Genomic DNA, 10,461 nt, shown 5'->3' with positions numbered 1-10,461 from the left:
GTCTATGGAAGCGGCATGAGGGGAAATCTGGCAACGCTGATGCGCCTTGCCGATACGCCGCTGCCGCTGCCGACGGGTGCCTTGACCGGAATCCGTTCGCTGATGTCTTCCGAGGCCGCGGTGCGAGCAGTGTCGCACCTGCTCAGCCATTCCGGGCCGCTTCGCCCGATCTATGTCGGCGCCGATGTGCCGCCGATCGCCCTCGACGCCGTCATCGCCGCCTTTCGCAGAGGTTTGGGGCGGCCTGTGCGCCTGATGGCGGTGCCGGCCGGGCTGATACGGCCGGTGGTGGCCGCACTCGGCAGGCGGGCGTTCTGGGACAGCCTGACCGCGACACAGATATGCGACCCCGCCCTGCTGGTATCGCAGGGGTGGACGCCCGAAGCCGGCACGCTTGAGCGGCTGGCCGAGCTGGCGCGGCTCAGCAGATCCTGACTTTCTTGCTTGACCATGATCTTTTCCAAAAACCGGTTTCCACTTTTGGGATCATGGTCTGCTCAGCTTCGGTAGAGCGTTCCAAACAGGATCCGAAGATCGAGCCAGAACGACGCGGTGCGGAGGTAGGCAGCATCCGTTTGCGCCAAGAGCTCCGGGTTAGACATGTCGATGCCCCTGATCTGGGCCAGGCCTGTTATGCCCGGCAGCGCCGCCAAAACCCCCAGCCGCCTGCGACACTCGATCAATTCCGTCTGGGTCGGCAGGCAGGGCCGCGGCCCGACCAGGCTCATTTCGCCCTTCAAGACGTTCCAGAATTGCGGCAGCTCATCCAGCTTGAACTTCCGCAAGACTTTTCCAACCGATGTCACGGAATCCGCCGGCGCCTCATGCGAGGGTAGCGACGGCGTCCCGACATACATCGTGCGCAACTTGTGGCAGCGGAAAAGCCGACCGTCACGGCCGACCCGCACCTGTGAAAAAATGGCCGGGCCCGGCGACGATGCCCGAACGGCAAGGACGGTGAGCGCCAAGACAGGAGATGTCGCCACCAGCAGCAGAGCCGCACCGGCAAGATCGAAGATTTGCTTGGCTGCCTTCATGAACGGCCGATAGTGCTCCCTGCCGAAGTCCCGAGGCAATGCCGCAGGCCAATGCCGTCAATCCGGTCGACGTAGCATGAGCCGATCTCTTGACCAAGCGCGCCACGCAGCCGTCGCAATGTTCAGATGCGCCCCAGGATGAAGGCGAGATAGAGCCCCAGGTTTCCGGAAACGGTCTGCCGATAGACGCCGCTTCGGCGCAAGCCTGCCAAGCGGCGGAAAAGGCCGCCGTCGCGCCCGCGGGTGAAAAGGTCGAGGCACGCCATCGCCTCCTCGGTCAGGAGGTCGCGATTGACGGCAAGACCGTCAAGGTTGAGGTCCGTCCAGCCGGCGAATTCCCCCTTGAACAGGCGGCCAAGCCGGGACACCCTTGCTTTCCAGGATACGTTGGCGCCGACCAGGTTTGCCGCATGCTGCCGGTAGCGCACCAGCGGCCGCGGATCGTAGCGGACGATGCCACCGGCAGCGGTCACGATGAGATAGGCCCACCAGTCGTGGCTGACGAACCCGGTCCGCATGCAGGCCCTGGCCAGCAGGTCGCGTGCCGCTGCGTTGAGCAGGATGGTGTTGCCGCCGGCGATGCTTTGCACAAGCGCGTTGCGAAAGGTTGGCGGCCGGGCAAACAAAGGCGAATGGCCGACAAGGCTTCCTGTTTCCGTCATGGTCCCGGTTCGCGAACAAAACATCAGCGGGATTTTCGCATCCTGGGTCCGCATCCAGTCGATAGCGCTCTCCAGCCTGTCGGGCTCCCAGATATCATCCTGGTCGCAGAAGGCATAGCAGTCCGCCTCGATGCGTCGATCGACGATCATCGAGCGGAAATTGGCGGCGAAGCCTTGCCGCGGCCCCTCGACGAGCGTCATTCGACCCTTGGGCCGCCAGCGGGATTTCCATGCCTCGATGATGGCGGTCGTGCCATCGGTGGAGCCATCGTCTGAAATCCACAGGTCGACCAGAGGGTGCGACTGCTCGAGCAGGGACTGCAGCTGCTCCTCGATGAAGGCGGCGCCGTCTTTCGTGCCCATCAGGACCGCGATGCGCAGATCATCTTTGCTCACGAGCAAGATCGCTTTCTGATTCTGATTGGATCTACCTCTTTGATTTGGCGCAATTCCCAAAGGTAAGCGCCGTGCGCTTTTCCCGGAATTGTTCTAGGTCGCCTGCCCGGCCGTCTTCGGAATCGCGTCTTGACGTGCACTTGCCCTGGCCTTCTTGGCGCGGTCGAGACCTGCCAATGCGGCGAGCGCGGCAGCCTTGTCCTGGTTTTTCGCCGACTGCTGCAGCGCCGTGAGCGCGACCTGGACATCCGACCATTCCACGACGTCCGTGCTGAGGCCGAAAATCTTCGAGATGCCGAGTTCGACGAGTTCCTCGTCTTCGCCATGCAGCGTTTCGTGGAGTTTTTCACCCGGCCTTATGCCGGTGAACCGGATCGCGACGTCCTTGTATGGGCTCTTTCCGGACAAGCGGATCATCGTTTCGGCCACTTCAAGGATCGGCACCGGCTTGCCCATGTCGAGCATATAGACGGCATAATCGTCTCCGCTCTGCCGCGACGCGGCGTCGGCCGCCGACATGATGACGAGATCGACGGCTTCGGCCACGGTCATGAAATAGCGCGTCATGCGCCGGTCGGTGATGGTGACGGGCCCTCCGGCCTCGATCTGCGCCTGGAATATGGTCGCCACCGAACCATTGCTGCCGAAGACGTTGCCGAACCGCACTGCAATGAACTTGGTGGCCGGGCGACGCCCGCTTGTCTCGCCTGCCGGCGTGCCATGCAAGGCGCTGATGATCTGTTCGGCGGCCCGCTTCGTCATGCCGAGCACTGACGAGGGATCCACCGCCTTGTCGCTCGATATCAGGACAAATTGCGCAACCCCGCACTTGGCGGCGACCTCGGCACAGACGAGCGTTCCGAAGATATTGGTCTGGATGGCCGAATCCCAGTTTTCCTCGAGCAGCGGAACATGCTTGAGGGCCGCGGCATGAAAGATGATGTCCGGCCGGAATTCCGTGACGACACGCGTTATCTGGCGCCGGTCCGCGACATCGACGATGCGGACCTTGAGGCGGTCGTGGTCCTTCTCGTCAACATACTGGCTCAGCTGGAAAATGCCGAACTCGGAGTTGTCGGCCACCAGCACCGCCTCGGCTCCCAGTTCCAGCGACCGCCTGACCAGGGTCTGGCCGATCGAACCGGCACCGCCGGTCACCAGAACGCGTTTGCCCCCCACAAAAGCGCCGATGCGCTGGATGTCGGCCGCGACCGTCGGACGGCGCAGGATCGTTTCCATCTCGACGGTGTCGAGAACCAGCTTTCCGTGCTGTTCCAACTCCGAAAGGCCTGAGAACTGCACCACATTTATATCGCCGTGCCGGGCAATGCGCACGAGTTCCGAATAGTCTTCGATTTCGTGCTCGGCGCCGCTGCCGAAAATCAGCAGGTCCAGGCTTTTGGTGCCGGTCGCATAGTCTTCCAGGACATCGATCAGGCGCGGCATGGTCGCCACCACGGGAACACCTTGAATCCGCGTGCCCAACGGTGCGCCGCGCTCGGTCGCCATGATGCCTGCGATGGAATAGTCCGCCGGTTGCGCCGTGCGGGTGAAGCGAATGATCAGGTCGGCCTCACCGAGCCGGCCGACAAACAGAGCGCGCTTGGCCTGCCTGGCGTCGGTCTTGCGGCTCAGAATCCCCCAGCTCGCGCCGTCACGCAGGAAGCGGTAGAACAGCCGGGGTGCCGATATGATGGTGAAGGAGACGAGGAAGAAGACGATGAACTGACGCTCGTTGAGCCCCGCCACCGGCCGGTAAAAACGCAGCAGCAGCGACGCCATGTAAAGAGTGAACGTCAAAATCGCGCAGCTCTTCAGGATGTTGAAAAAGTCCGGCGTCGAGGCGAAGCGCCAGACGGTGGTGTAGAGGCCGCTGTAGCGGAACAGCAAATGGCTGATGACGACGATGCCCGCCCATGTCGCCAGACCCTCGTTGGAGAGCGCTTCGAACGAAAGATTCGACCGCGAAAGGATAAGGCTGAGCGCCACGGCCACCAGGACCATGACCACGTCCTGGACCATGATGAAGGCGCGCCGCATCTGTGGCCTGAGCCCGAACACAGCTTCTAGGTGGGAATTCATTGGACGGCACTAGACTCCAGGCTCAAGGGCATCGACACCAGCGAAGTGCGAACACGAAGATACTTCGCGACCAATCCACCTTAAGTGCCATCCCCGGCCCCCGCCGTGGTGTATCGCATACTGCGGGGCGGAGGGCATAGCTAGAGATTTTTTCGGGAAGAGGCGTCCAGTGGAGAACATGGATCATGCTGGGGCGATTGCCGCAAAGGAAACATTATCAAGAGCTAATATATAAGTCACACAGCATCAGCATGCGTTCAGTTTTGCCGCAGTTGACTCTGCTCCCCACCGCGTTACGACGCAATGCGTTGCCATATGCCCATCGAAATGGCTATTAGAGCCGGGCTTGGTGGTTCGCTATGGCCAGCGAAGAATAATGCGCCAGAATAACGGATTGCGATACTCTCAGCTATGATTGCGGCACTAAACGGCGCTTTTGACGACATCTCAAAGGCCATGAGATTACACCGGGTCTGGATCGCGCTTGCCCACGAGGACATCGGCGACCAGCACAGACGCACGACGCTCGGCCCGCTTTGGATGCTGGTAAACTACGTCGCCTTCGTGGGCACATTCGTTTTCGTGTTCCAGCCTGCCGGAAAGGGGGCCGCGGGTTATGCCGCCTATGTCGCGATCGGCCTTCTGGTATGGTTCTACCTGATGGAAGTCATGTCCATGAGCGTGGCGCTCTTTCAGCGCGAAGAGAGCTTCATCGAAGGCACGACACTGCCTTTGTTTGTTTATGTGATGCGACTGGCATTGCAGTCCGCCATCAGGGCGGGTTATGCGATCGCAGGTTGCGTTGTCATTCTGGTCATGAGCGGCTCCCCGGTCGCAACTCCATGGCTGTGGTCACTGGTAGGATTGTTGCTGATCTTGTTCGCCACACCCGCTCTTGTCACCGTCTTCGCGTTTCTCGGAGCTTTCTTTCCCGACAGCCAGTTCATCGTTGGCAACCTGCTGCGGGTCGGCATGTTCTTCACGCCCGTCTTCTGGATGAACAACGGTCACGACCCCATCCAAAAATACGCCTATGAGTGGAACCCGTTCACTTATTTTCTGGAGATCGTCCGTTTGCCGGTCATCAATGGAGAATTTCCAGCTCATGCTTTCACTGTAACTATCATTGCATCTTTGGTTACATGGGCGATTGCATTGCTGCTGCTCGGCCGATACCGCAAACAAGTCGTCTTCCTCATCTGAGTTTTCCATGGTTTCTATCAAGCTGGACAACGTTAGCCTTGTTTACAAGCTGCACGAGAAGCTGACGCTTTCCGCGCCGGATCGTCGTGTGGCTGGGCCAGGCGGCAGAATCGAAAGCTCGGGCAGAAAGCAGTTTGTGCAGGCGCTCGACGGCGTCAGTTTCGAATTGAAGGCCGGCGACCGACTGGGCCTGGTCGGCCCAAACGGGGCCGGCAAGACTACCCTTCTCAAGGTGCTGTACGGGATCTACGAGCCATCCGGGGGAAGCGTCGCGATCGAAGGCAAAGTCGACGCCCTATTCAACATCAACATAGGCTTCCGTCGTGAGGCCACAGGGCGCAGGAACATCATGCTGCGTGGGTTGATCAGCGGTTGGACGGAAGCCGAGATCGAAGAGAAGATGGAGGACATCATCGCCTTCAGCGAACTCGGGGATTTCATTGATCTGCCGTTCAAGGCCTACAGCCAGGGCATGGCCGCGCGACTGGCCTTTTCGGCGGCGACCGCGCTCGATCCCGAGATTCTGTTGATGGATGAGTGGATCGGCGCCGGCGACGCGTCATTCCAGGACAAGGCCAAACGGCGCATGGACGAACTGGCGGAAAAGGCGGGCATCATCGTTCTGGCCAGCCATAGCGAGGCTCTTATCCAAAGTGTGTGCACGAAAAAACTGACACTCAAAGGGGGTCGGATCGAATCGTTCACGGCAGAGCCGATCAAGCGTGCAGGGAAGGTGTCCAAAGCCTAATCCTTTCCGCGTACTGGGTAGCGAGACTGACATATGACGAAACAAGAAGCCGTTCCGATGAACGATTTGAAGCGCCTGTATCAGCGCTATCAGGTCGAGATCGAGCATGAAGTAACCAGCACGTTGCGTTCCGGATGGTGGCTCAATGGCGCGGCCGGCAAAAAATTCGCTGCAAATTTTTCCAAGTTCATAGGTGTTTCGGAATGCGTCCTCGTGGCCAACGGCACGGATGCGCTCGAACTTGCGTTGGCCGCGGTCACCACGCGCGGACGCGAGGTTGTCGTCGCGGCCAATGCCGGGGGCTATGCCAGTTGCGCCTGCTGGCACAACGATCTCATTCCGCACTATGTCGACATCGAACCGGCCAGCCAGCTCGTGGACATTCAATCGGTGCTGAAAGCAGCCAGCGTAGATACCGCTGCGATCGTCGTCACCCACCTTTATGGCGGCGTTGTCGATGTCCGCGCCATCAGGGACGGACTTGACCAGGCTGGCCTCTCGCACATTCCAATCGTGGAGGATTGCGCGCAGGCGCACGGGGCGAGAATAGGAAGCGACGTTGCGGGTTCGCTGGGAGATATCTCCACTTTCAGCTTTTACCCGACGAAAAATCTCGGAGCCATGGGTGACGGCGGCGCCGTTCTCACCTCCGACACGGTAATCGCCGGGCATGTACGGCAACTGCAGCAATATGGCTGGAGTTCAAAATATCACGTCGGCGTGCCCTATGGCCGCAACTCTCGCATGGACGAAGTTCAAGCTGCGATACTGGACGTTCTGCTGGGCGATGTGGATAGCCGCAACCGGCAGCGGCGCGGCATCCTGAGCCAGTACAAGTCGGTTGCCGGACGTCGATTGCAATTCCTGGAAGGCGGCGACGGCGCTGTTGCGCACCTCGCCGTCGCGCTCTGCGACGACCGGGATTCATTCAGAGCGTTTATGAAAGAGCGCGGCATCGACACCGACATTCACTATCCTGTGCTGGATTGCGACCAGGTCGGCTGGGCGGATCTGCCGATGAAGGGAAGCGAAAATCTCGCCGTTTCAAGGGCCAGCGTCAGCCGTCTTTGTTCCGTCCCCTGCTATCCGGACATGACGAGTGACGAAATAGAGCAAGTGTGCCTGGCCCTGCGCGAATGGGAGGCAATGTGACGACACGCTCGATCGTTTTCCCGATCTATCGAAATCAGGCTAACATCCCTTCCCTTCTGCAGGCGGTCGCCGATTTCCATTCCAGATATCAAGGCGACATCGAGTTCGTCTTCGTTGTCGACGGATCACCGGATGAATCCGGCCCTCTGCTGGTCGAGGAATTGAAAGCCTCGGGCTACGATTACAAGATCATTTTCCATAGCCGGAACTTTGGCTCGTTCACCGCAATTCGAACCGGGCTCGAACACGCGTCGGGTGATCAGGTCGCGGCCATGGCCGCCGACCTGCAGGAGCCGCCAGAACTGATCGTCGAGTTCTTTTCGAAGCTGGAAAAGGATGAGGCTGACGTCGTGTTTGGGCAGCGAACCGGGCGTAGCGATCCGCCCTTGACCAAATTTCTGTCGAGGGCTTTCTGGACGGCCTACCGCAGGCTGGTCCTGCCCAGCATGCCGAGTGGCGGGGTGGATATCTTTGCCTGCAATCGCCAGGTTCTGGAAGCGATCCTGTCGATCGAGGAGCCGAACAGCTCGCTTGTCGTGCAATTGTTCTGGGTCGGGTTCAGGCGGAAATTCGTGCCCTATCGGCGGCGCGAACGAGAGCATGGAACAAGCGCCTGGGGCATGGCACGGCGTTTCCGGTACATGATGGACAGCATTTTCTCGTTCTCCGATTTCCCGATCATGCTCACACTCTGGGTGGGTTTTGCAGGCTGTGTGCTAAGTCTTCTATTTGCAGTCGTTACCGTGATTGCGCGGCTGCTTGGCAATATCGACCCCGCTGGCTATACGACACTGGTGCTGCTGATCACGGGCTTCGGTTCGGCCAGTCTGCTGGTTCAGGGGATTCTTGGTTGCTATCTCTGGCGGGCTGTTGAAAACACCAAGTCGCGCCCACTCAGGATCATCAGCCGCGTCATTGACGGAACTGCCAAATGACCGACAAGCCTTTTTTCGTCCACGAGCGTGGTATCTGCGAAAGCCCCCATGTCGGCGACGGAACGCGTATCTGGGCCTTCGCCCACGTGCTGCCTGGTGCTGTGATCGGCTCGAGCTGCAACATCTGCGATCACGTTTTCATCGAGAACGACGTGATCGTCGGCGATGACGTGACCATCAAGAGCGGCGTCCAGCTGTGGGACGGGGTACGCCTGGGCAATCGTGTATTTGTCGGCCCGAATGCGACCTTCACCAACGATCGCTTCCCGCGCTCCAGGGAATATCCCGAGACGTTTCTGCAAACGACGGTCGAAGACGGCGCATCGATCGGCGCCAACGCGACAATCCTGCCAGGTATTGTCATCGGCCGCGACGCGATGATCGGCGCCGGCGCCGTGGTGACCAAGAACGTTCCCGCCAATGCCGTTGTGGTCGGAAATCCTGCCGTCATCATCGGCTACCAGACCGGCCCGCAGATCGTGCCGGCGGTGACGCAAACCTTCCCAGGCACTGTTGGCGAGAAAATGTCGCTTGGGGTCGGCGGCAGCGAACTTTGGCGGCTGCCGCATTTTGGCGATCTGCGGGGCGAACTCGCGCCGCTGGAATTCGGTTCGAATCTCCCGTTCAAGCCGGCCCGGTCCTTCCTGGTCTATGGCGTGCCGTCCGACAAGGTCAGAGGTGAGCATGCGCATCGCGAGTGCCATCAATTCCTCATCGCGGCTCATGGCCGCCTTTCGGTTGTCGTCGATGACGGCCATGACAGAAAGGAGGTTTCGTTGACCGAACCGTCGATCGGCCTCTACCTTCCACCCGGAATCTGGGGGATCCAGTACAAGTTCCAGCCGGACACAGTGCTTCTGGTCATGGCTTCACATCCCTACGATGCCGGCGACTACATCAGGGGCTACACGGATTTCCTGGATACGGTCAGGCAGGATGGCCGCTGATCGCATTGGCGGGGACGCTGTCCGGTTCCTTGTCGCCGGCGGCCTGAACACCGCCCTGACCAGCCTTGTCTATTTTGCCGGTCTTTCCGTGCTCCCTTCGAGTTTGTCTTACGCGCTCGCCTGGCTGGCAGGCCTCGTGTTTGTGATGGTGTTCTATCCCGATCGCGTCTTTCCTGGAGGTCGCGCGGGCATCGCCGATCGACTGGCGATCGGCGCCTCGATTGCTGTCGTGTTCGTGCTCGGACTGGCAACCCTTAAAACTCTTGAAAGCGTGCTGCAAAACACCGCGGCGGCATTCTTCGTCACCCTAGCCGTCACGACCGTCCTCAACTTCGTGATTTCTCGATGGATACTCCGCAGATCATGAACCAATGCCTTCCGACAGGGGTGCAGACGGGTGCGCGAGCGCGAAGTTACAAATCAAGGAAGATAGTGCTTGACGAAGGCCGCGACATCGGTGGAAAGACGCCGGCTCGAACCAGAGGGATTTGCAGTGCAGCCTAACTTCCGGACTTCCGCGATTTATCTGCTGCTAATTTTCTGCGGGATATATTTTTTTGAGTTGTCGTCTTTTCCACTATCAACGGATGAAGAACTCGCAGCGCTTAGGACAGACCCCTCGGTATGGGTAGCCCAAGGACGGTGGGGGGCATATCTGCTTGAAATGTTTCTGCTGCAACAGCCGACCATGCCATTTGTGGCGCCAGCTCTTTTCGGACTTGGTTGTGTTGCTTCGTATCTGATCGTCATCAAGCTCGTTCGCCCAGACGCGGAATTCCTGACCGCGAACGACTATTTCCTCTTTCCAATATTTTGCGCATTCCCAACATGGTTTTTCTTGTCGGAGTTCTATTCGAACATAGGCTCCATCGGAGTTGCGTTGGCGGCTTGTACACTATCGGTTTGGCTAACTCTCGGGCACCGGAGACCGGCCACTCCGGTGGTGTTCGGCGCCATCGTCTGCGGCGCCTTCGCCATCTCAATTTACCAGAGTTTCATACTCGGCATTCCAGTGATGGGGGCCGGCATTATCCTGGCTCGTACATGGCGCAATAATGAGCCCATAAACAGACAGGACCTCGTGCTGCTGGTCACCCTCATCATCGGCGCGTCCATAGCCTATGCTGCCGGAAACTTCGTCTTCAAATTCTTCATCCCCGCTCAAAACGCATATTTCGACGGCATTCTCCAAATTGGCGAATTCTTTGCCAATCCGGTCGTGATCATTGGCCGCACCCTCGATACAGTGGGGGGAGTCTATGGGTTCAATCAACGCACCTACCAAGGGATGCTCTGGGC

General features: G+C 59.4%; 10 protein-coding genes and 1 pseudogene. 8 read left to right on the top strand and 3 right to left on the bottom strand.

Going from position 1 to position 10,461, the window contains the following annotated elements; translation table 11 throughout:
- Positions 1–435: pseudogene (locus EN914_RS10715) on the top strand (epimerase); the annotation flags it as partial.
- Positions 436–497: 62 nt separating this feature from the next.
- Here the strand turns inward: EN914_RS10715 and EN914_RS10710 are convergent.
- The 3 genes from EN914_RS10710 to EN914_RS10700 all read right to left on the bottom strand — a co-directional run bounded on the left by EN914_RS10710 (position 498) and on the right by EN914_RS10700 (position 4,177).
- Entirely contained in the window at positions 498–1,037 is a 540-nt protein-coding gene (locus EN914_RS10710; RefSeq protein ID WP_024503684.1) for a sugar transferase, read from the bottom strand.
- Between the two features lie 122 nt (positions 1,038–1,159).
- Positions 1,160–2,095 carry a glycosyltransferase family 2 protein gene (locus tag EN914_RS10705; RefSeq protein ID WP_024503683.1) on the bottom strand — a complete coding sequence of 312 codons (936 nt, stop codon included), beginning with the start codon at positions 2,093–2,095 and terminating at the stop codon, positions 1,160–1,162.
- A gap of 93 nt (positions 2,096–2,188) precedes the next feature.
- Positions 2,189–4,177, bottom strand: coding sequence for a nucleoside-diphosphate sugar epimerase/dehydratase (locus EN914_RS10700; protein WP_024503682.1), 1,989 nt, complete (start codon positions 4,175–4,177; stop codon positions 2,189–2,191).
- A 411-nt stretch (positions 4,178–4,588) separates the two neighbouring features.
- Here EN914_RS10700 and EN914_RS10695 point away from each other — a divergent pair, with 411 nt between their 5' ends.
- The 7 genes from EN914_RS10695 to EN914_RS10665 all read left to right on the top strand — a co-directional run.
- Positions 4,589–5,380: an ABC transporter permease gene (locus EN914_RS10695; RefSeq protein ID WP_024503681.1), complete on the top strand. Its 792-nt coding sequence runs from the start codon at positions 4,589–4,591 to the stop codon at positions 5,378–5,380.
- Between the two features lie 7 nt (positions 5,381–5,387).
- A complete protein-coding gene (locus EN914_RS10690) occupies positions 5,388–6,128 on the top strand; it encodes an ABC transporter ATP-binding protein (protein ID WP_024503680.1) in 741 nt (246 codons plus the stop codon).
- 33 nt (positions 6,129–6,161) lie between these two features.
- A complete protein-coding gene (locus EN914_RS10685) occupies positions 6,162–7,280 on the top strand; it encodes a DegT/DnrJ/EryC1/StrS aminotransferase family protein (protein ID WP_024503679.1) in 1,119 nt (372 codons plus the stop codon).
- A complete protein-coding gene (locus tag EN914_RS10680) occupies positions 7,277–8,215 on the top strand; it encodes a glycosyltransferase family 2 protein (protein ID WP_024503678.1) in 939 nt (312 codons plus the stop codon). The genes EN914_RS10685 and EN914_RS10680 overlap by 4 nt, the downstream gene beginning before the upstream one ends.
- The gene (locus tag EN914_RS10675; RefSeq protein ID WP_024503677.1) at positions 8,212–9,162 is read left to right on the top strand and encodes a WxcM-like domain-containing protein; all 951 of its coding nucleotides are present in this window, start codon (positions 8,212–8,214) and stop codon (positions 9,160–9,162) included. Before EN914_RS10680 ends, EN914_RS10675 begins: the two co-directional genes overlap by 4 nt.
- A complete protein-coding gene (locus EN914_RS10670) occupies positions 9,152–9,529 on the top strand; it encodes a GtrA family protein (RefSeq protein WP_024503676.1) in 378 nt (125 codons plus the stop codon). Before EN914_RS10675 ends, EN914_RS10670 begins: the two co-directional genes overlap by 11 nt.
- Positions 9,530–9,598: 69 nt before the next feature.
- Positions 9,599–10,461, top strand: an 863-nt coding sequence (locus tag EN914_RS10665) for a glucosyltransferase domain-containing protein (protein WP_164778708.1), incomplete at its 3' end; no start/stop codon positions are given.

Source organism: Mesorhizobium sp. M7A.F.Ca.CA.001.08.2.1, from assembly GCF_003998455.1.
Taxonomy (GTDB): domain Bacteria; phylum Pseudomonadota; class Alphaproteobacteria; order Rhizobiales; family Rhizobiaceae; genus Mesorhizobium; species Mesorhizobium ciceri.
This window is presented reverse-complemented; position numbering and strand designations above follow the sequence as displayed.

What these genes read in the sequence shown, in the direction of transcription:
- EN914_RS10675 (WP_024503677.1), top strand. Translation starts at nt 8,212, where the DNA reads ATGACCGACAAGCCTTTTTTCGTCCACGAGCGTGGTATCTGCGAAAGC.
- EN914_RS10700 (WP_024503682.1), bottom strand. Translation starts at nt 4,177, where the DNA reads ATGAATTCCCACCTAGAAGCTGTGTTCGGGCTCAGGCCACAGATGCGG.
- EN914_RS10695 (WP_024503681.1), top strand. Translation starts at nt 4,589, where the DNA reads ATGATTGCGGCACTAAACGGCGCTTTTGACGACATCTCAAAGGCCATG.
- EN914_RS10710 (WP_024503684.1), bottom strand. Translation starts at nt 1,037, where the DNA reads ATGAAGGCAGCCAAGCAAATCTTCGATCTTGCCGGTGCGGCTCTGCTG.
- EN914_RS10690 (WP_024503680.1), top strand. Translation starts at nt 5,388, where the DNA reads ATGGTTTCTATCAAGCTGGACAACGTTAGCCTTGTTTACAAGCTGCAC.
- EN914_RS10685 (WP_024503679.1), top strand. Translation starts at nt 6,162, where the DNA reads ATGACGAAACAAGAAGCCGTTCCGATGAACGATTTGAAGCGCCTGTAT.
- EN914_RS10670 (WP_024503676.1), top strand. Translation starts at nt 9,152, where the DNA reads ATGGCCGCTGATCGCATTGGCGGGGACGCTGTCCGGTTCCTTGTCGCC.